Origin of the sequence: Corallococcus sp. Z5C101001, from assembly GCF_007352635.1 — a bacterium.
GTDB classification, from domain to species: Bacteria; Myxococcota; Myxococcia; order Myxococcales; family Myxococcaceae; genus Corallococcus; species Corallococcus silvisoli.
Genome location: NZ_VKLU01000019.1, coordinates 1 through 19,158, shown reverse-complemented (window position 1 = coordinate 19,158; position 19,158 = coordinate 1). Strand labels below are relative to the sequence as shown.

Below are 19,158 nucleotides of genomic sequence, written 5' to 3'. Positions count from 1 at the left end.
CCTGGAACGCCCCTCCTCGCGCGCCGTATCGGCGGCCCGGGGGCTCTTCTTCTCAGAATTCAAGACTCGGAAATAAAGGTCATTCCGGGCAGCACAACTATTTCTGCTTTCAGACGATAATGGGCACATGACGACTCCTGTCTCTGGCGGTTCCCGTCCCCCGCTCACGGTCACGCGCTCAACGGAGCGGACCGCCCCCGCTGTCACGCCCCAGGGCCACGTGCAGGCCGGGGTGACGGGGTCGGCTCGAGCCGAGCGGACGTACGCCCAGGAGCGGATGGGGGTCGACCGCTTCGACCCGGGCACCAACGCCCGATTGCCCGGTCAGGGCCGGGCGGCCGCGGCGGCCATTCCGACCCTGACGACCGGTCGCCAGCAGGTGGGCGGCTCCGTCGCGGCGCTGTCGGCGGAGGGCGTGCTCCGCAATGACGATGGTTCGGTGGCGCGCCGGCTGGAGGGCCGCGCGCTGGTCGCCGAGGGCGGCGCGCATGGCACGGCCACGGTGGGCGGCCAGGGCGTCCAGGCCTCGGGCGAGGTGCGCGCGTCGGCGATGCTGGCGGAAGGCCGGGTTCGCACCGCGGAGGGGCGCGAAGTCGGGTCGGTCACGGTGGGGGCGAGCGCGTCGATGGCCGGCACCCTGAACATCAACCCCTCGACGGGCGACTACCGCGCGGGCGTGACGGTGGACAACTTCGCGGGCGTTCGCGCCGAGGGGCAGGCCCGCTTCGGCACCGAGGATGCCTCGGTCACGGGGCGCCTCGCGGTCCAGGCGGGCGTCGGTCTGACGGCGCGCATGGAGGCGGGACTCCAGAACAACCGGCTGCGGGGACGCCTTGAGTTTGGCGCGGCCCTGGGCCTGGGCGTGCGGGCCGGCGTCTCGGTGGACGTCAACCTCCAGTCCGCGGTTCGCGTGGCCCAGGGGGCCGCCGAGCTGGCCGGGAGCGCGGCCCGGACCGCGACGAACTGGGCCGGGCGGCAGATCACCACGGCACAAGAGCTCTTGCGCAGCACGAGGCAGCCGCTGTCCGCGCAATGACCACGCCCCTGCAGGAGCTGCTCGCCACGGGTCGGCGGGTGGAGGCCGAGGAACAGGCATTGAAGCAACTCGCGCGTGCGCCCCACGACGCGGAAGCCCTCGCCGCCCTGGCCAGCCTTCAGTTGGAGCGAGGCGACTTCGCCGCCGCGCGGGGCACGCTCGCGCGCGCGGCCCCCGAGGAGCGCGCGCAGTGGGGGCTGCGTTGGGTGAGCACCCTGCTGGACGTCGCCACGGGGGCGCCCTCCTCCGAGGCCTTGCTGCGCCAGTGCTGGGCGGACCAGCCCGAGCGCGCGGAGGTCGCCTTTGCCTTTGGAGACTTCCTGGCCGCCGCGGGCCGCCCCAAGGAAGCCCTACCCCTGTTGGAGCGAGCCCTGGCGCTCGCACCGTCCCACTGGCTGTGCGCATTCACTCTCGCCACGGCGAGGCTGGAGGTGGGAGAGCCGCAGGGGGCCATCGATGCCCTTGATCAAGCCTTGCGGCTCAACCCCAGACACACGGCCAGCTATACGACGCTGGCCCGTGTCCTCCTGTTTCAGGGGCGGCGAGAAGAGGCGCGACAACTCCTGGACGCCGCGTTGCCAGCCGTGGACGACCCTGCCCTGGTGGAGGGACTGCAGGGCTCCGTGCTGGCGGGCGGAGGCGCGCTCGAAGAGGGTTTGCGGTTGCTGGACCGGGCGCTCGCGGCACATCCAGATCATGCGGGGTTCAACGCGGACAAGGCGCGTGTCCTGCTGAGCCTCGGCCGAGTCGATGAGCTGGCTGCCTTCTGCGGCGCATTGGAAGGGGCGGGCCGGGGCTCCACTCCCACTCGACTCGCGTGGGCGGAGTCGCTGGAGCCCTCCCAGTCCCAGAAGGCGCTGGCCCTCTACCGCCAGGTGCTGGAGGCGGACCCGGCCGACTGGCTCGCGGCGAATGCGGCCGGGCTGCTGCTGCTGCGCGAGCCCGGCGTGGAGACCGCCGCCCTGGAGGAGGCGCGGCGTCTCCTGGAGCTCGCCCTGGAGCGCAGCGGCGGCCGGGTGGAGCCGGCCCTCAATCTGGCGCGAGCCCTGGTGTTGCAAGGAGAGCACGAGGCGGGGACGAAGCTCGCCCAGCAGGTGATGGCCGCGGTCCCGTCAGGGCCGCTGCACGACGCCGCCGCTCGGTTGCTCACCCCTGAACCGCGGGCGTGACGAGACCTCCGGTGACGAGCGGAGGTCTCATCAGTTTCAGGCGTTCTCACTCGCGAGCAACGACCACCTCACCCGCCTGCTGGCGCACTGGAGCAGCTCCTGTTCAGGGCAGGCGCGCGGCGCTTCTCTCGAAGCGGAGGTATCGCCTAACCTCGTCCAGATGCGATGCGGACCCCATCGGTGGAGTGCCCTCGGCCCCCACCTGACCATTGAGCACGAGGTGCTTCCCATCCAGCGATGGGGGTACAGGGTCGCGCTGGTAGCGGCGCTCGCCTTCCCCGCCGTTGCTTACTTCTCGACCTTCCTGTGGAACTCAAGGGAGGCCTGGTCCCTGGCGACGCTCATCGGCACGGGGGCCGCCTACCAACTGATGTCCAACTGGAAGGCGCTGCTCAACAAGGAAACAGGCATCTTGAAGCTGTACTCCGGTGTCAGCGTGTTCTTCTCATCGAACACGCATCCACTCGAGTCCTTCACCTCCGTGGCGCTCTCTTCTCCCGGCAAGGGGTCCGGCAACGGCTCCAGGTTCTGGGGACTCTATTCAGTGGACCTGAAGTCCCCGACACGAACGGTACCGGTCTCTGGCAGCGACGACCGGGAGGAGGCGCTTGAGCTGGCCCAGGCCCTCTCACGTTTCCTGGGCGTCGACTTGACCGTGGAGGGAGGGCACGCGCGCCCAGCGGCCGCGCGTCTCGAAGCAGCACCGCTTGATGACGAGCGGGCGCTGCCTTCGCTCCCCCTCGGCAGCCGGATCCGGGTCCGACACGGGGCGCAGGGATTGGAGTTGCGGTTGCCTGGCTGTGGCTGGAGACCTCGATTCGTGGTGAAGGCCGGCATCGCGCTTGTCATCAGCTTGGGCTGCTCCACCGTCTTCGCGCTGCTCTGGGCGCGCACGTTAGGATTCCGGCAGCTCGCCTCCCTGCAGCCGCTGCTCATCCTCTTCGCCCTCCTCTCGATGGGAGGCCTCCTGCTGTGGACCGTCATTCAGGAAGTCACCCTTGGCTGGTCTCTCACCGCCTCTTCGCGAGGCATTGAGTACTCGCGCACCGGGAGCAAGCGCTCGCAAGAGATCACTCGAATCCCAGCGTCGCAGATCGAGGACGTCGACCTGCGCAAGGCGGATGAGAAGTTCTTCCAGAACCTGGGCGTCGTCATCGAGCACAGGAAAGGCTTCGTGTGGCTCGGCGAGGGACTGTCCCGAGAAGAACTCGAATGGACGGAGATGGTGCTGCGTCGGGCGCTGGCAACCCGTCAGGCGCCGTTCCACGACGACGACGCTTCGGCCTTGAGGCAGACCTCGATGAGGAGCTGAGGGTCAATCCAGAGGCGGAACCTCGGGGGGCCGGGTCCAGCCCTCCAGAATCCTCTTGGCGGCACCGAGATAGCCCAACTCCGCCCGGCCCAGCAGCACCTGCTCCCCGCGTTTGATCCGGATCGCCAGCCATATCGGCGGCCCCGGAACGAAATGCGCGTCGCCGACCGCCCAGGTCACTCCTCCCGTGGCTTCCGCGACACGTGCCACGCAAGCGTCGAACTCGGCCGCGGGCAGCCAGCGCAACGCCTCCACCACCCGGTCCGCTTCGAACCCCTTCAGCGACGCTGGCTTTCCAGTCACGGCCTGCAACGCCTGGGGGCCACGCCGGTCGAGGATGAACGCCAGCGACTGGGGACGCAGCACGCAGAACCCCTCCGCCTCCCCCAGCTTCGCGGGGAAGAGGGCCACGTCCTCCAACTGCACGCCGGAGCGCGCCGCGCCAAGGAGGGGCGCTTGGCGATGCAGCTCCAGCATCAGCAGCAACCCCGTGACATCCGTCACGCTGCGCGCGAGCAGCCGACGGTCGCCCTTCACCTCCAAGTCGAACTTGCCGCGGTCCAGTCGGATGCCGTCATTCGCGATGGTGTCCAGACGCACCGCTTGCGCCTCGCCGATGAGCGGTGTCCAGAGGAGCCGCTCGCTGGTGATCCGCAACCTTCCGGAGCGCAGCAAGGGCCATAGCGCGGCGCATCCCATGGTGAGCACCATGAACAGCGCTCCCAGTTGTCGGTACTCGGGAGGCCCCACGAACATGAGCAGGATGGACAGCAAGGCGCCCAGAGGAACCAGCAGGGCGAAGTGCGTGGGCACGTTCGAGCCGGCCAGGCCCGGGCCTGGCTGCATTGAACGCTCACGGCTGGAGACCGGCTCGAAGACGACCACTTCGCCTGGTGCCAGCGCCTTGCGGACAGGCTGCCGAAGCAATGCATCCAGCCGCGTCAATGCGTCCTCGAGGGTCACGTCCGCGGGCGCCACCGTCAAGGTGTCCAGCCGTTGCCGCGCGAGCCGGGTGAGCCGCTCGCGTTGCGCCGAGAGCGCCCGTGCCTGTCGCAGCACCGGCAGGTCCTCCGCCCACGCCTCCACCCCCGCGCGGTGGCGCACACGCTCCAGCGCCTCCCGCACCCTCCCGGCCCCAGCCACGAGCGCGGACACCTGCTCCGCCTGCTTCAGGAACCGGCGTTTCCAGCCACGGGCCGACAGCACGGCTTCCAGCTCCGCGTGGGGGCGCAGCGCCCCGGAGATGATCTCCGCACGTCCCTCCAGGACCCGCTCTGCCTCCAGCGCGGATTCAGCAAGGTCGCCAGCGGCGGGGCTCGTTCGTGTGCGTTGGGACATCACGGCCGAAGCATACCGGCACGCGGGTTGCCCGTGGGGTGCATCCGGAATCACGCGGTGAGAGGAGGCAAGTCCTTTGCTTTGCACGGCGAGGGAAGATCAACTGTCCCCCGCCGGCGCGGGACGATGTCGCGTCACCGAGATGGCAGGGGAGCACCGACGATGGCGACGATGAGGTGTCCGGATTGCGGCTCGCCGCTCGACCGCACGGGGCTCGAGCCAGGCGCTGGAGTCACCTGCCCCTGCGGGTATGAGTCACACGCCCCGCGGAGCCCCCTCCGGAAGCGGATCTTCTTCGTGCTCGGCCTGTTGACGTGCCTGTTTCTGGGGGGGGTGACCGCCAATACGATTCGTGAGTTCAGTCGATTCGGTCAGCGCACCCGCGCGGCGGAGTGCAAGGCGAACCTGAAGGCCTGGTACCGGGCGCAGCGGGACCACTACCGAGACACGCGGACCTACGAGCCTGTGTTCGCGAAGGTGGGCTTCGCGCCCGAGCGGAGCAACCGCTACGCGTACTTCGCGGGACAGGGGCCGATGGAGGTCCGCGATGAAGCACGCAGCGGGGCTCGTGACGAGGCGGTGTCCATCGGCGTGGACACTTTCCGGTTCACGGAATCGCGCGCGGTCGACTTCGAGTCGCTTCCTGCGCACGTGAAGTCCCGGATTGGTGTCTCGGGCAGGTGCCCCGACTGCGACATCGTCTTGGTATGCGCGGGAAATACAGACGACGATGAGACGCTGGATGTCTGGGTCGTTTCCACGGGCCCCCTGGACCTCCAGGATGACACCGGAGAGGCCGCCGAGCCTGGCATCCCACTGCATGTCGTGGACGACACGGTGCGCTGAGCACGCCGGGGCGGATACGGCTCCGAGGTACTCCCACGCATGGCGGCAGCGACACATGCACAGCCCTGGAGAGGAACAGCAGACCCTGGCCGCACGCACCGCGACATCGGCACGTAGCGGTTAGCCACGATTTTCTGGCGATCGTCCGCCAGCGATCATCCACGTGCACTTTCTCCCCCAGGAGTCCCCCATGCGCATCCGTTCCCTCCTCACCGCTGCCGCCCTCCTCTCGATGGCTCCCGTCACGAGCTTCGCGGCCGTTCAATGTAGCTACATCTGCGACGGGGCAAATTGCGATCAGCGCTGCAGCGACGGCATCGTTCCCACCACTTGCCGGGGCGCGGGCTACTGTTTTGACCCGACTCCTGAGTCCGTCTCTTCCGCGTCTGTCACGGAGCAGGAAGCCCAGCGAGCCGAGGACTCCGCCCCGGTCTGCAGTGAGGAGCACCCGGACACAGCGCGGAGCGCAACCGCCGAGAGCTGAGCCATCAGCGCGGATGCGGCATCGCGCCGCAGGGGTGTGAGCGCGAAGCGCTCCGCACAGCGCGCGGTTCGCCGTCCCACGAGTCGTTGCTTCTGGGACGGCGAACTCCCCGTGGTGCTGCTATTCGGAGTCGGTCAGTCCAGGGGGGCAGGTGAAGCTCGCGGGCACGGACCAGGGTTGGTAATCATTCGTGGCATCCTGGGCGAAGAAGTAGACGCGATTGCCGAGACGGGCAAACCCATCCGGCAAGGAGCCCAAGCTGCCCGGACGAGGGTCCCCGACTTGCCCGGTCGTCGCCACGGAGCCCAAGGTGAACCAAGGTTCGCTGGACAGGTGATCCACGGACGAGCTGAAGGGGACCGGACCTTCGCCGGTGGCGAACACGGGAGAGGCTGGATCGCGATCCAGGCTGAGCGGGCGGCGGAGCTGGCGCGTCCCGGCGGCCGTGCCATCCGACACCCACAGGGTCACATCCCGGAGCGCAAGGCCGCCGCTGAAGACCCCCACCGTGAAGAAGAGCTTACCCGGGGACGTGGTCTTCCGCTGGATGAATGGATTTGTATACGGCTCGCCTTCGTAGGGATTGGGCAGGGTCGTGTTCAAGGCCTTGCCCCCTCCGTAGAGTCGGCCGCGGATGATTCCGGGACCGGACCCAGGCGGTGTAACGATTCGCACGAGGGAGGCTGTCCCTGCCGGGCAAGCCCGCGCCGTGCCGTCGCGAAGGGTCGAACCCACGGGCGCAGGAGTTTCATTGCCAGGCGCCGCACTGCTCGCGAGGAGACTCAAACCCAACAGGGCGCACCCATGCCATCGCAGCATATCCATTCCTCTCCTGCCCACGTCGGCGAGCGCTGAGTCACGGCACGCGGCCCGTCTAGATGCACGCGAATGATGTGGGAGTATCCGCCAGCGATCTGAACAGCCCGCGTCCATACATCCCCGTGCGGCAGAAATAGCCTGAGCAGCCTCCGCCGACCATGTGGAATGGATTCCGAACTCGCGGTCGTGCTCAGCGAAGGGTAAGGAGTCCGAGGCAGCCTATCTTCGGTTCGGAACAGGAGAGTCCATGGTTTCGTGGAGTATCGTCACCGCGCTTCTCATCTCGGTATCGTCGGCCGACGAGGGGCCGACGCTTCCGCTCACCCTCTCGGATGTCTTCGCGGGAGAGTGCTCGACGTACGGCAAGAAGTGGGTGGCCCGCAAGCCAGTGTCCCTCAGGACGGAAGCCTCGAGCGATGCTCCGGTGATACGTCAGATGGGTGCGCGGGAGTCGTTCGTGGCCTTGACTGGAAACGTCGTCACGCTCAAGGCAGGAGTCGTGCGAGTCACGGCGCCGACGAAGTTCCGCCCCATCATCGGCTTCGAGAAGTACGGTCCAGTCGAGACGGCGCAGAAGGGAGACCGGCTCTACCTGCTGCGCTTCAATGGCGAAAACGCCTTCGACATCTGGTTCAAGGGCAGGGTCATCCGCGATGTCGAGCCATTCTGGAATGTCAACACCCCCAGCATCTCCATCAAGGCCGAAGGCAAACCGACAGCAGTCGCCGAGTCCTACCCAGAGAACCGTTGGTACGTCCGGGTGAAGGACGCCAAGGGACAGACGGGGTGGATTGACATGACCGGGGCGAAAATCGATGGCGTCGATGGTTGTGGCTGAGTGCGCTGGGCGGTCGGAGCTGTTGTCGCCTGCGCGGTTGCGCCCGCCCCCCCGCGGCTGTACCAGGTTGCCGCGAAAGAGAGAACCCGGCGCGCGGCGGATGTCCTCATCCTGAATCGTCGGCGGTGAGCTGCGATCTAGCGCCCACAGCGATTGACCTTGGAGACAGTCATCGTCAGGGCGTTGGCGAAGCCGTGGGCGTAACAGCTTTCGTGCCAGGACTGGGCGATCAACGGATCATTGAGCTGGGTGGGCACACGGGTCATCTGGAAGAACGAGCGGAATTCGCTGCCATGGAGTTGGGGACCATCGCGGTCTTCGTAGTTGCGGGCGTAGTTCTCGAAGGTGATGCGGTCCGCTCCGCTCTCCGCGACCACCCCACCCCAGTGATATTCCCACACCGGTGCACTGTAGACAGGCGGAGGAACAAGCGCCGCCGGGCGGGGAGCCACCTCGTCCCGCATCCGCATCCAGTTGCGGTGCTGGGCGTCCTGATAGCGCTCCATGGCGCCCACGGAGTACGTCTGGAACGCATCGCCCACCCGTGGGTCCGCATAGGCATTGAGGCCCAGACGAAAGAGGAGCTGCTCGTAACGCGTGCCGAGCGTGGGCCCGTTGAGGTTCACGCCGTTGAGCGTCATGGGAGCCTGGGCGCGGACCCGGTTCACCAGCCGGCCATAGTCGCGACCGATAGGGCCATAGTAGCCCGCGAGCGCCGCCATCTGGGCATTGGGGGTATTCGCCCCCACCAGCGCGTTCTGCAATCCCACCTGGTAATCGTTGACCGCGCGTTGCCGGGCCGCGGCGGCATTGGGTCCCTCTCCTTGTCCATGGAAGAGGAACGTGGTGATGAGTACCGCCAGCCTGAAGGGAATGTCGCCATGGGCCGCATAGGCATGGGCCCACCCTCCGAGCTGCCAGCGCGGCAGATTGAGGAAGAGCTGATTGCCGGACGGGTTGAACCTCACGGTGCGCTGCGCGTCCTGCTGCTCTCCCATCACCTTGCCGGAGATCTCATTGCAGTTCTGCGAGACGGCGGGCTCGAGCTGCCCACCCTCGGACATCGCCACCTGGAACAGTCGCCTGGGCCCCGGGCCGGACAGAAAGGGCAGGCAGCCCGGCTGCCCGGGGGGGCCGATTTCGAGATAGCGCGGACCGGGGACCTTGGCGATCCGATAGCTGGAGCCCGCGGACCTCAACGCGCGGTTGCACCGGCCGATGGCGCTGTCTGTGGCGAAGAAGTACTTGGCCTGCGCGTGGTGGGGGTCGGTGTCCTCGATGGCGAGTTCGTTGTCGTCCGAGACCCGGAGCGTGACTTGCGGGTGCGGCCGCACCATGACGTTCGCCGTCCCTGCGTCGATGAGGAAGCTGTCCCCGTGCGTCTTCGGGAAGGGGTGGGGTCGCACTCCGTCCCGCTGCGTCTCGAACGTCGCGTTGTGGAGATTGACGTGCTGGGCCCCGAACTGGGCGTTCGGGATGACGTGGTACGCCTGAAGCGCGGGGGTGGGCGAAGCCCTTCGTCCCCAGGCTGCCCCCGGAGCCGCGAGGCGCGCACACGCCCCCGAGAGGGCCCGCACCGCCAGGGCTTCGGCCTCCGCTTCCAGGGCCGCATCCACGAGCAGCCCGGCCCCACCGTTCCCATGAGGTACGCGGCCTGCTCGCTGTTGCAGCACGTGCACCAGCTCATGCGCGAGGATCCGGGTCCCGTGAGCCGAGTCGAGATCCAGTGCCCCTGGAGCGATGAGGATCTGCTCTCCCCAGCACACGGCCTCGGCCCCCAGCTCCGCGACCAGAGGATGCTCGTGGAGGCGCACGCCGCTCAGCTCGGCCCCAAAGGCGCGCTCGAGCCGGACACGCAACCCTCTCGGGAGTGCCCAGCCTCCAGTGCAGACCCGCTTCAGGTGCGACGGGGTGATCCAACGGTGCCGAACATCCAAGATCCGTGCTCCCAGGCTATCGGTGCATGTCCCGTGAAGGACGTATCGTACACAACGAGTTCCCAGCCCACGCGAGCGTCTGGCGCCGGACGGGTAGAACATCGGCCAGCATCCTTGGAATCCAAGGCATCCTTGGCTCGCACCGAGGCTCTTGGCGTCCGCTGCCGAAAATCGGCCTGTTCATGCTGGCGCTCTTCGGCGGGAGGCCTCACTGAGGAGGAGTCGCCGCGACTCACTCGTACATGGAGGGCTCAGCGAAACTCGAGGTGCGGCTCGCCGTCACTCTGCCGTCTTCCGCCCGTCAGTTTCTCGCTTCGCCTTGGCGATATTTCCCAACACCTGGCACCTCCTTCGAGCCCGTCCCCCCGCGCAAGCTCATCGCCAAGCCAAGGAACGACTTGCGGCACGGCACGCCGAGCCAGGACGAGGTGGACAGGGCACTCGAATGGCTTTCTTCACCATGTCAGGGTGCAACGACTCGCGAGACAGCCCATCCGGACGGACGGCGGGGCGTCAATCGACGGTGGCGCGCGAAGTCGCTCGCGGCGACTTCGCGCGCTCTCACGGCGAGGTCAGGAGGTCCTGCTCTGTCTGCTCAGCAGCCCCTGCCGTACGCGAGCTGAAAGACGTCGCGGTCGGCGGTGTTGATGACGCCATTGCCGTCGATGTCCGCGGTCAGGAGGCCCGCGCTCCAGGCGCTGAGGAACGCGGTGCTGTCGGCTGCGTTCACGACACCGTTCGCGTCAAAATCCGAGGCGCAGAAGAGCTTCAGGTCCAGGGCCCAGGACGCGGAGGCGGTCCCGGAGAACCGGCCATTCGCATCCACCAGCGCGGAGACATCCCCCTGGAGCGTGTACGGGCCCGCCGGCATCCAGCCGGTGCGGCTCACCGAGTCGGAGTCCGAGTCGCCGATGTCGATGGAGAGAACGGGAATCCCGCTCTCCAGGTTGGCGATGTAGAGCAGCGCGGTGGACCCACCGAAGCGGGTGCCGCCATTGCTGGCGTTCGAGGTGGCCTGCGCGTTCCCCGTGACGACATAGCGGGCGCGGCGGTTGACCTCGAAGGTGAGGTAGAAGTCCGCGTTGCCAACGCCCTGGCCGCGCGCGGAGCGGTCCAGCGCTACACCCTCGGCGGAGGTGGACACGGACGCGGTGATGCGCGAGGCGGTGATCGTGGACTGCTGCGTGCCGGAGGCGTTGGCGTCCACGCGGCTCCGAGAGCCTTCGTACTGGGTGTTGGCGTGGAAGGAGAGGCTCTCGTTGAACGCCGCGAAGCCGTTCGTGCCGCGCGAGTCCGACTGGACGACGTTCGTCACGGCATCCACCGCGGAGATGGAGGCCGAGACGGAGCGGCTGCCCTCGATGGGGGTGATGGTCTGGGCGTTCGCCGCCGTGGCGACAAAGAGGGGAACGGCACCCAGGCACAGGGACATGAAGCGCATGTGGACCTCCGTGTTGCGGGACAGGTTGCGGCGCGCACCATACGGCACCCTCCTGACACCCGGAGCATCCGCCTACATATGTTTCAATGACGTTTCATGACGCTGCCCGTCCGGTAATCCCTGGCATTGGCCACGAACCACCGTTCGCCATTCGGGCCAACGTCCGTGCGGATGAGGTGGGCTGACTTGGACTCGACCGTCTTGTGGCGGGTGGGCTTGCAGCGCGAGATGAGACGACCTTCGGGGAGAGACATGCCCATCGCGGACGGACAAAGGACGTGGACACCTCTGCGGTGCCGCGGAGACTGGCTGGCCGCACGAGATGCGTGCGCGGTGAGGCGACGTATAGCGGGTAGCCACGATTTCCCGCACCGCCAGTAAGGGATGAGCATTCACCCTCCCCCCTTCACCCCGGGTCCAGCATGCGCGTCCATCCTCTACTCGCCGCAACACTCCTCCTGATGCCCCCCGCCACGGTCCTCGCCTTGGCGCCTCCCTGCAGCACATTCTGCGCGCGAAGGGTGCCCGCCTGCGTTGAGGTCTGCAGCATCAACAACAACGACACGACCTGCGGCGAGGCGGGCTACAACTGCTACGACACGCTCGGCGCGGGCTCCGAGTCCACGACCTCCGTGATGCTCTCCGACGAAGCCGCCAAGGTATGTCGCGAGGGGAACCCGGACGGCGAGCAAGCCGAGACCGCCGAGAGTTGAGCGAGCAGGACAAGGGCGGGTAGGCATTGCCGGGTCCGCCCTCCTCCGTCTCCTTCACTGGGGGGCCAGCCACTCTCACTGGGGCCACGGCCGCCATGGCCACTACAAGGGCGGACCCACGACAGGGAAACCGCTGGACGTGGGAGGCGGAGACACGCGAAGGAAGTGAGGCACACCCATGCCTCGCGGATACCGTCGCTCCTCCCGCCTTGTCACCTTGGGCGAGTGATTCTCTTGATGCGAGGTGCGGTGTCGCTTCGCCCATCCGGCCTTCCAGTCGGCGGCGGCCGTGAGTGCTCGAACAACGCCCCATTCTCGCGCGCAAGAGCCCCAAGACGCCGAGCCCACTCTACGACTTGGAGCGAGTAACGCGGAGCCTTGATGTTCATCTCCTCGTCGTACGTCAGATACTTCGCTTCAGCATCAACGATACCCCAACTGAAGGCGCTGCCATTGAATTGAGCGCACCACGTCCAGCGTCGAAGGTCGCTGCTGAGCTGCTTCAGAAAAGGCAGCAGGTCTTCATCTGGGAGCATCGCCCTCCACGCGACGTCGGCGTCTCCATGCTGGAAGTCGGTATCCACGCACGGTGGGTACTTCGGCTCCGGATTCTCCTTGAGAAATTCCGCCAGCAGGCGCTGTTCGTATTCCGCCTCCTGTTGATACCGAAGCGCCCGCTGTTCCCTTAGCTCCTTCTCTCGAGCGATGAACGCATCCACAAGTTCTGCGAGATACGCCCTTCCCTCGCTGGGTAACGCATGGCCAGAGCGTGCGCCAGGAAATGCATCCGTGAATCCGTTCGGCACAGAGTAGAACTTCCCACCTCTGGCAAGCCCGACAAGCGTACGCAGCGACCGACGCCTCACGAGTTCCTGAATCAGTATACGCTGCGTTTCGGTGAGTTCCATGCCCAACCATCTAGTCTGCATCGCGAGGAGCACCAGTTTCACCCCAGCCCGACGAGGTCCGTCGGCGAGTCGCCGCTGATGGACTCGGAGGTGCCGGACTGCCAGCACAGGAGGATTCGCGACTGCGGATTCCGCGACTCCCTGCCCTCGCCCATCAGCAGGCCAAGGCGGTCCAACTCCAGCTACTTTTCCAGCGGACCGGCCATAGGGACAGCCGCCCGCGGACGCAATGCCCACCGCGACGGCGCGCCCGGCATAACGACCCGGGCGAAGCAGGCCCCATCGGCATCCTCATGGAAGCCGCGCGGGAGCGCCACGCTGGCCGGGCACTACGGCACCGGTCGACGGAGCTCTGAATCGTGCCCACCTCGGGGAAGTGCTGCCACTTCTACGTGTCGCCGCCATTGCTGGCGTTGTGCATGTCCAAGCGGTGGGTCGTGGCGAACTGGATTCGCGGCTCCTCCCGGTCCGGGCAAAGCTTGCACCTCCGCCGGACGCTGTCGTCAGACAGGGCGGTCTCCACGGAGGCGCCCGTGATGGGCTCGGAGGTGTTCGCACGCAGGCATTAGCCCAAGTCCCTCGCCCAACGTTCTCCACTTTCCCAGACTCCCGAACAGCTTCGTCACGGACCTGTTCCTGTCGGATCGCGATTGCTGGTTGGAGAGGCCAGAGGTCGTCCTGCCTGACGATGAGCAGGCACTAAAGGAGTCCTGCGCGGAGAATGCTCGCCTCCTCAATGCTTCGAGCGCCGCAGAACGGTAGGGCCTACGACTTGGAGACGGCGGTCCCTTTCAGAGGATGATGGTAGTGTTTGCACGTGACCGCATCGCTCACGCCACTGGCCTCCGCGTTCGTTGCGTCGATCCGCCGGCCGACCGCGTCCCTCCCCGAGCCCGAGCAACTCGAGGCCCTGCTCCACTCTACCGTCGAACACGCGCGTACACGCTGGCCCGGCATCGCACTGGAGTCGGTGCACTTCGTCCAGTACCTCGCGGAACGGCTTCCGGCGGAAGCGCCCATCGCGGAGGCCCTTGACGCCGCCTCCTCCATCGAAGAGCTCTTCCTGGCTTTCGCGTGCCTGCGGCACGACCGCATTGCACTCCATGCCTTCGAGGACCGCTTTCTGCGCGAAGTCGGTGCGTTCATCTCCGGCGTTGACCGCTCGCCCACGTTCGTCGCGGAGGTCCGTCAGCAACTGCGTGAGAAGCTGTTCACGGGTTCCGAGCCCAAGATCGCGGAGTTCGCTGGCCGCGGCGCGCTGGGCGGCTGGGTCCGGGTGGCGGCACTGCGGATCGCCCTCAATCTCAAACGCTCCGAAGCGCGGGCGGACGCGGGCGCTCAGGATTCCGTCGAAGCCACCCTGGGCGCGGAATTGGGGCCGGAGCTCGACCACCTGCGCTCACGCTACCGCGAGGCATTCGCGGCGGCCGTGAGCGACGCGCTGGGACAACTCTCCGACCGCGACCGCACCCTGCTGCGCCTGTACCACCTGGACTCACTTTCGCTGGATGCCATCGCAGCGCTCTACCGTGTGCATCTGTCCACCATCTCCCGGTGGCTCAGCCGCGCTCGCGAACAGGTAGAGGAGACGACCACGCGTCAGCTCTGCGAACAGCTGGGGGTGGGCGAATCATCCGTGCACAGCATCGCCGACCTGGTGGTGAGCCAGGTGAGCCTCAGCCTCACGCGCCTGCTCGGAAAGGGGCGCTGACTTTCGCTGCAAAGGTTTCTCCGACCGGTGTCAGAGCATCGAAGGGCCTCTTTCCGGCCCCTCGTTCACGCCGCCCGAGGAGAACCTCATGTGCACCCGCCACGGGATGTCCCTCTACACCCTCGCCAACAACCTCTCCGTCCGCGAGAACCGTCCGGAGTCCTCCGGACCCGGCGACAGCGGCTCCTGCAACGAGGTCGCCTTCGACACCACGGGCAATGTGTATGCGACGGATTTGATCGCGAACACGCTCGTCCGTCTCGCCGCCGAGGGAGCCGCGCTCACCCTCCTTGTCGAGAAGAGCGACACGGGCACTCTGTTCTCCATCAACATCCAACCGGAGGGGAACGCGCAGGCGCCGGTGATGCTCGCGGAGACACCGGCGCTTGAAACGCCAGGCTGTCTGGAATGGAGTGACGCCCGGCGGCTCGTGGTCGTGGAGAGCACGCCGGGCCATGCCTCCACGGTGACACTCAGCGGGAACGCGGGGGCCCAGGAGGGCCTCTCCAACGGGTTCGCGGAACTGGTCGCCGCCGCGCTCACCGACGATTTCGCGTGGGTGCTGGAGGTGCAGCATGGCTTCGGCTCCGGTCCGTCGGGGACTCGCTCCCTGCGGGTCCGCGCGTACCGGGTGGAGGTCCCGCCACTTCTGCCTTGAGCGCGACAACGGCTAGAGTCGCTTCCCGCTATGGCTGGCTGCCCTTCCGAGGAAACGATTCTCTCCTTCGTTGAGGACCGCCTGCCTCCCGAGCAGCGGGCCCTGGCCGAGGCCCACATCTCACGCTGTGACGCCTGTGGGGCGCTGCTCGCCGCCGTCGCGGCGACCTGGCACGCGGAGGGACGACTGAGGGAAGAAGCAGCCCCTCCGCCCCGCCTGCTCGCTCCAGGGGAGCAGGTGGGGCCCTACACCGTCGTCGCCCATGCCGGCAGCGGCGCGATGGGCGACGTGTACCGGGCCCGCGATGGGCGACTCGGACGGGACGTGGCGCTGAAGGTGCTCCCGGCACAGTTCGCCCAGGACCCCGAGCGTCTGGCCCGCTTCCGCCAGGAGGCCCGCGCGGCGGGTGCGCTATCCCATCCGCATCTGCTCACCCTGTTCGACGTGGGAGCCCATGAAGGCACACCCTACCTTGTCACCGAGTGGCTGGAGGGCGTCACCCTGCGGGCGCGGTTGATGCGTGGGCCGCTGCCCCTAGAGGAGGTTTTGCAGCTGGGCATTCAGCTGGCACAGGGGCTCGCTGCCGCACATGCTCGCGGCGTCATCCACCGCGACCTCAAACCGGCGAACATCTTCCTGTGCACGGAGGGCGGTGCCCGCATCCTCGACTTCGGGCTCGCACGGCTCACCGAGCGCAGTGAGGACGCGGCAGTGACCCGGAGCGGCACGGTGATGGGCACCGCCGGATACATGGCCCCCGAGCAGATCCGCGGGCAGACTGCGGATCCTCGCGCGGATGTGTTCTCGCTGGGCACGGTGCTCCACGAGGCCGTGAGCGGTCAGGCCCCCTTCGGTGGTGCCAGCCCGGTGGAGCGCATGAGCGCCGCGCTCCGCGATGAGCCCCCCGTACTGCCGGGTGAACTGGGAACGGTCCTCGCCCGCTGTCTGGCGAAGGCTCCCGGCGACCGGTTCCAGTCCGCGCAGGACCTGGCGTTCGCCCTCGAGTCCATCGCGTCCCGCTCCGGAAGTCGGGGGCCCCGGGCCGTGCATCCCCGCGCCCTCCCGCGCCCTGCCCTGTTCACGGTCCTGGCGGTCGCGCTGCTCTGCGTGGCGGGTGGGCTCCTGGCGTTCGGACGCCCGTGGACGGCCCCGGTATCGCGCCCGACGTACCAACCGGCCACCTTCCGGCGCGGCCATGTGCTCAGCGCGCGGTTCTCCGCAGATGGACACACGTTTCTCTATGGCGCGGCGTGGGAGGGAGGGCCCGCGGAGCTCTACAGCGCGCGCACGGAACGTCCGCTGTCGCAGCCCCTTGGACAGAACGCGGATGTGCTCGCCGTGTCGTCCCGGGGAGAGCTGGCGGTGTTGCTCGCCCCCCGGTTCTTCGATGCAGACCATGTCGGCGGCATGCTCGGGTTGATGCCGCTGGCGGGGGGCGCACCACGGGCCGTGCTCGACAGCGTGAGGGAGGCGGACTGGGGGCGCGGCGAGGGACCGCTCGCGGTGGTGCGCCGGGTGGGCGATAATTTCCGGCTGGAGCGGCCGCCCGGCACCGTGCGCTTCGAGTCGCAGGGGTGGATCAGCCATGCGCGGGTGTCCCCCGATGGCGCGCGGATCGCGTTCCTCTTTCATGAGCACCCGAAGGACGACCGGGGCGGGGTGTGGGTGCTGGAAAAGGACGGGCCGCCCCGGGAACTCTCCGGAGACTGGGGGTGCGCCCGGGGACTGGCGTGGGCTCCGGATGGGAGCGAGGTGTGGTTCACCGCCAGCCGCACCGGTGGGGACACCGCGCTGTTCGCGGTCAACCTGCGAGGCACGACGCGGCTCGTGGATCGGATCGCCGGGCGGATGACGCTCCACGACATCTCGAACGATGGCACCGTCCTGGTGGATCACCCGGTGATCCGGACGGGGCTTGCGTTCGGGCGCGCGGGGGAGGAGCGGGATCTCACGTTGGCGGACACCTCGTTGCTTTTGGACCTGTCACACGATGGCCGGATGATGCTCATCTCCGAAGGAGGACAGCTCGAAGGCCCCACCTATGGCGCGTACCTGCGCACCACCGATGGCGCGCCTCCGGTCCGGCTGGGAGACGGTCATCCCCTGGCGCTGTCCCCGGATGGCAAGCATGTACTGATCGAGCGTTTGGGGGAGCGGATGGAGTTCTTCCTGCAGCCCACCGGCGCTGGGGAACCGCGCCCGGTGTCACTCGCTCCGGTCGCCACGGTGCTTTCGGCGCGCTGGTTCCCGGATGGGAAGCGATTGCTCCTGCGCGCGAGCCAGCAGGGGCGTCCTGCCCGCTTGTGGGTGTTCGAGCCGGGCGCCGGAGCCCCCCGGCCCATCACGGAGGAAGGCACCGGCTTCAACACGGCGATCTCCCCCGATGGGGCATGGCTCGCGGCAGTGGATGCGTCGGGAAACCTCCGCGTGTTCGCCGCGACGGGTGACGCGCAGACCGTGGTCCCGGGCGCGTTCCCGGGACAGTTGGTGGTGGGCTGGGACGCGAGCGGCGCGGCCCTCTACCTGCGCAGTGTCTCGCTTCCCGTCCAGGTCTCCCGGGTCCACGTGAAGACGGGCGCGACGGTGCCGCACTTGACGGTGCCCGCGCGCGGAACCCTGCCGGGGCTCATCTCGATTTGGACGATGGCGATCTCCGCGGACGGGAGCGCCTACGCGTACACCTACAGCGAAGCGCTCTCCCGACTCTACCTTGTGGAGGGACTGGGGAAGGACTGAGGCGTCTTCGTGAAGCGTCGAAGGATCCGAAGTCGCGGTTGATGGCCGCCGCCAGTTCGCCCGTGGGCTTGCCTCCACCACGCAGGAGGCGGAACTCCCGGTCCGCAGGAAATGACGGAGCGCAAGGCGCGCTCGGAGGATAGTAGCTCCTCACCGAGCCCCATCTGACGCGCACGGGATGTTCGTGGAGAGCGGAGGTTGGTTCGGCGACGCATCGCCGCACCGGGCACGGCAACTCCAGTGTGAGGCGCGCGGGGGAGCAGGTGCAGGTCGTCACAGCCCCAACGCCTTCCGCCAGCCAGGGACACGCGCAGCTTCGGCCTGTCCGTGCAGCCCACTCGACGGGCGAGCAGCGCGCTCGCGGCGCGACTTGATGCGGTTGCGCTCGGCAGCCCTTTGACGCGCGCACATGTCACACCAGATTTGCGCTCCTCGCGCCTTGACGCTAACTCCACAACCGCAAACAGCCATGCTGGGCGTGATCCGCTCTCGTGGACAGGTTGACTATGCCGCTGCCCGTTCGAACTCGGCTGGCGCAGCGTAACCGATTGCCGAGTGCATGCGTTGCTGGTTGTAGAAGACCTCAATGTAGTCGAACAGCTTCACCTTCGTGTCGCTGGCGCTCTCGAAGGACTCACCCAGCTCGTTCTTGAGCGTGCTGAACCAGCTCTCCATGGTCGCGTTGTCGTAGCCGTTGCCCCGGCGGCTCATGCTGCAGCGCATCGGCTGAACCCTCTCACGCGACAACTACCTTGACGCTCACCACGAGGGCTGCCGTAGGTCCGGCGCCCCTGCTCGTGCGCCTCGCGGACCAAGACCTTCAGCCGCTCGTCGGCGCTGTGCCAGGAACTCGGAGGCCAACTCCTCCATGCATAGAAGCCTGAACGGGACACCTGCAGCAATCAGCACAGCAGGCTGATGGAGAAGTGGGCCTGCTCCGCACGGATGAACTCGAACTTCACCCGTTCTCCTTCGCGGTGTAGGCCACCCATTTTTCGACGCCAGCAAATATGGCCTGAGCCCCAGGTGTTGACCCTCTGAGAGGAGGAGCACCATGGCTCGGACGACGGCTCGCCCCGTGGCCACCCGTGAGGTGAAGGTCGACAGCGAGCGGCGGCGCTGTGAGGCGTGCGGTGCAAGAACGCGAGCGGATTGGCGCTCGCGTCGCTGTGTGACGACGCTGGCGGGTTGCGTGGGGCTCTCGGTGCAGGT

General features: G+C 67.6%; 16 protein-coding genes. 9 read left to right on the top strand and 7 right to left on the bottom strand.

All coding sequences use genetic code 11. The annotated features are described in order from the left end of the window. Positions 1 to 127 precede the first annotated feature (127 nt). The 3 genes from FOF48_RS32825 to FOF48_RS32815 all read left to right on the top strand — a co-directional run bounded on the left by FOF48_RS32825 (position 128) and on the right by FOF48_RS32815 (position 3,517). A complete protein-coding gene (locus tag FOF48_RS32825; RefSeq protein ID WP_143908319.1) occupies positions 128 to 1,036 on the top strand; it encodes a hypothetical protein in 909 nt (302 codons plus the stop codon). Next, entirely contained in the window at positions 1,033 to 2,205 is a 1,173-nt protein-coding gene (locus FOF48_RS32820; RefSeq protein WP_143908317.1) for a tetratricopeptide repeat protein, read from the top strand. Before FOF48_RS32825 ends, FOF48_RS32820 begins: the two co-directional genes overlap by 4 nt. A 220-nt stretch (positions 2,206 to 2,425) precedes the next feature. Further along, complete coding sequence (locus tag FOF48_RS32815; RefSeq protein WP_143908315.1) at positions 2,426 to 3,517, top strand: hypothetical protein; 1,092 nt, start codon at positions 2,426 to 2,428, stop codon at positions 3,515 to 3,517. 3 nt (positions 3,518 to 3,520) lie between these two features. Here FOF48_RS32815 and FOF48_RS32810 read toward each other — a convergent pair whose 3' ends face one another. After that, positions 3,521 to 4,855 (bottom strand): hypothetical protein, encoded by a 1,335-nt coding sequence (locus tag FOF48_RS32810; RefSeq protein ID WP_143908313.1) that lies wholly within the window; start codon positions 4,853 to 4,855, stop codon positions 3,521 to 3,523. A gap of 333 nt (positions 4,856 to 5,188) precedes the next feature. On the opposite strand from FOF48_RS32810, the gene FOF48_RS32805 reads away from it, so the two are divergent. Next, the gene (locus FOF48_RS32805; protein ID WP_186002171.1) at positions 5,189 to 5,701 is read left to right on the top strand and encodes a hypothetical protein; all 513 of its coding nucleotides are present in this window, start codon (positions 5,189 to 5,191) and stop codon (positions 5,699 to 5,701) included. Between the two features lie 604 nt (positions 5,702 to 6,305). Here the strand turns inward: FOF48_RS32805 and FOF48_RS32800 are convergent. Then, entirely contained in the window at positions 6,306 to 6,788 is a 483-nt protein-coding gene (locus FOF48_RS32800; RefSeq protein ID WP_143908308.1) for a hypothetical protein, read from the bottom strand. A 463-nt stretch (positions 6,789 to 7,251) separates the two neighbouring features. Here FOF48_RS32800 and FOF48_RS32795 point away from each other — a divergent pair, with 463 nt between their 5' ends. Further along, positions 7,252 to 7,842: a hypothetical protein gene (locus FOF48_RS32795; RefSeq protein ID WP_143908307.1), complete on the top strand. Its 591-nt coding sequence runs from the start codon at positions 7,252 to 7,254 to the stop codon at positions 7,840 to 7,842. Positions 7,843 to 7,979: 137 nt separating this feature from the next. Here FOF48_RS32795 and FOF48_RS32790 read toward each other — a convergent pair whose 3' ends face one another. Together FOF48_RS32790 and FOF48_RS32785 are read right to left on the bottom strand one after the other, a co-directional pair. Further along, positions 7,980 to 9,701: a DUF4157 domain-containing protein gene (locus FOF48_RS32790; protein ID WP_186002170.1), complete on the bottom strand. Its 1,722-nt coding sequence runs from the start codon at positions 9,699 to 9,701 to the stop codon at positions 7,980 to 7,982. 673 nt (positions 9,702 to 10,374) lie between these two features. Beyond that, positions 10,375 to 11,220 (bottom strand): GC-type dockerin domain-anchored protein, encoded by an 846-nt coding sequence (locus FOF48_RS32785; protein WP_143908303.1) that lies wholly within the window; start codon positions 11,218 to 11,220, stop codon positions 10,375 to 10,377. Positions 11,221 to 11,741: 521 nt separating this feature from the next. Between FOF48_RS32785 and FOF48_RS32780 the strand changes: the two genes are divergently transcribed. Beyond that, positions 11,742 to 11,933, top strand: a complete 192-nt coding sequence (locus FOF48_RS32780; protein WP_143908302.1) for a hypothetical protein — start codon at positions 11,742 to 11,744, stop codon at positions 11,931 to 11,933. Positions 11,934 to 12,145: 212 nt separating this feature from the next. On the opposite strand, the gene FOF48_RS32775 is transcribed toward FOF48_RS32780, so the two are convergent. Together FOF48_RS32775 and FOF48_RS36660 are read right to left on the bottom strand one after the other, a co-directional pair. After that, positions 12,146 to 12,841, bottom strand: coding sequence for a hypothetical protein (locus FOF48_RS32775; RefSeq protein ID WP_143908300.1), 696 nt, complete (start codon positions 12,839 to 12,841; stop codon positions 12,146 to 12,148). A 38-nt stretch (positions 12,842 to 12,879) separates the two neighbouring features. Beyond that, positions 12,880 to 13,017 carry a hypothetical protein gene (locus FOF48_RS36660; protein WP_186002169.1) on the bottom strand — a complete coding sequence of 46 codons (138 nt, stop codon included), beginning with the start codon at positions 13,015 to 13,017 and terminating at the stop codon, positions 12,880 to 12,882. Positions 13,018 to 13,658: 641 nt separating this feature from the next. On the opposite strand from FOF48_RS36660, the gene FOF48_RS32770 reads away from it, so the two are divergent. The 3 genes from FOF48_RS32770 to FOF48_RS32760 all read left to right on the top strand — a co-directional run bounded on the left by FOF48_RS32770 (position 13,659) and on the right by FOF48_RS32760 (position 17,946). Further along, the gene (locus tag FOF48_RS32770) at positions 13,659 to 14,552 is read left to right on the top strand and encodes a sigma-70 family RNA polymerase sigma factor (RefSeq protein WP_186002168.1); all 894 of its coding nucleotides are present in this window, start codon (positions 13,659 to 13,661) and stop codon (positions 14,550 to 14,552) included. Positions 14,553 to 14,640: 88 nt separating this feature from the next. After that, positions 14,641 to 15,210 carry a hypothetical protein gene (locus FOF48_RS32765; RefSeq protein WP_143908296.1) on the top strand — a complete coding sequence of 190 codons (570 nt, stop codon included), beginning with the start codon at positions 14,641 to 14,643 and terminating at the stop codon, positions 15,208 to 15,210. Between the two features lie 30 nt (positions 15,211 to 15,240). Beyond that, positions 15,241 to 17,946: a serine/threonine-protein kinase gene (locus FOF48_RS32760; protein WP_143908295.1), complete on the top strand. Its 2,706-nt coding sequence runs from the start codon at positions 15,241 to 15,243 to the stop codon at positions 17,944 to 17,946. Positions 17,947 to 18,450: 504 nt separating this feature from the next. On the opposite strand, the gene FOF48_RS32750 is transcribed toward FOF48_RS32760, so the two are convergent. After that, positions 18,451 to 18,657 (bottom strand): IS3 family transposase, encoded by a 207-nt coding sequence (locus FOF48_RS32750; protein WP_186002167.1) that lies wholly within the window; start codon positions 18,655 to 18,657, stop codon positions 18,451 to 18,453. Positions 18,658 to 19,158 lie beyond the last annotated feature (501 nt).

What these genes read in the sequence shown, in the direction of transcription:
- FOF48_RS32765 (WP_143908296.1), top strand. Translation starts at nt 14,641, where the DNA reads ATGTGCACCCGCCACGGGATGTCCCTCTACACCCTCGCCAACAACCTC.
- FOF48_RS32795 (WP_143908307.1), top strand. Translation starts at nt 7,252, where the DNA reads ATGGTTTCGTGGAGTATCGTCACCGCGCTTCTCATCTCGGTATCGTCG.
- FOF48_RS32825 (WP_143908319.1), top strand. Translation starts at nt 128, where the DNA reads ATGACGACTCCTGTCTCTGGCGGTTCCCGTCCCCCGCTCACGGTCACG.
- FOF48_RS32820 (WP_143908317.1), top strand. Translation starts at nt 1,033, where the DNA reads ATGACCACGCCCCTGCAGGAGCTGCTCGCCACGGGTCGGCGGGTGGAG.
- FOF48_RS32760 (WP_143908295.1), top strand. Translation starts at nt 15,241, where the DNA reads ATGGCTGGCTGCCCTTCCGAGGAAACGATTCTCTCCTTCGTTGAGGAC.
- FOF48_RS32810 (WP_143908313.1), bottom strand. Translation starts at nt 4,855, where the DNA reads ATGTCCCAACGCACACGAACGAGCCCCGCCGCTGGCGACCTTGCTGAA.
- FOF48_RS32750 (WP_186002167.1), bottom strand. Translation starts at nt 18,657, where the DNA reads ATGAGCCGCCGGGGCAACGGCTACGACAACGCGACCATGGAGAGCTGG.
- FOF48_RS32785 (WP_143908303.1), bottom strand. Translation starts at nt 11,220, where the DNA reads ATGCGCTTCATGTCCCTGTGCCTGGGTGCCGTTCCCCTCTTTGTCGCC.
- FOF48_RS32775 (WP_143908300.1), bottom strand. Translation starts at nt 12,841, where the DNA reads ATGGAACTCACCGAAACGCAGCGTATACTGATTCAGGAACTCGTGAGG.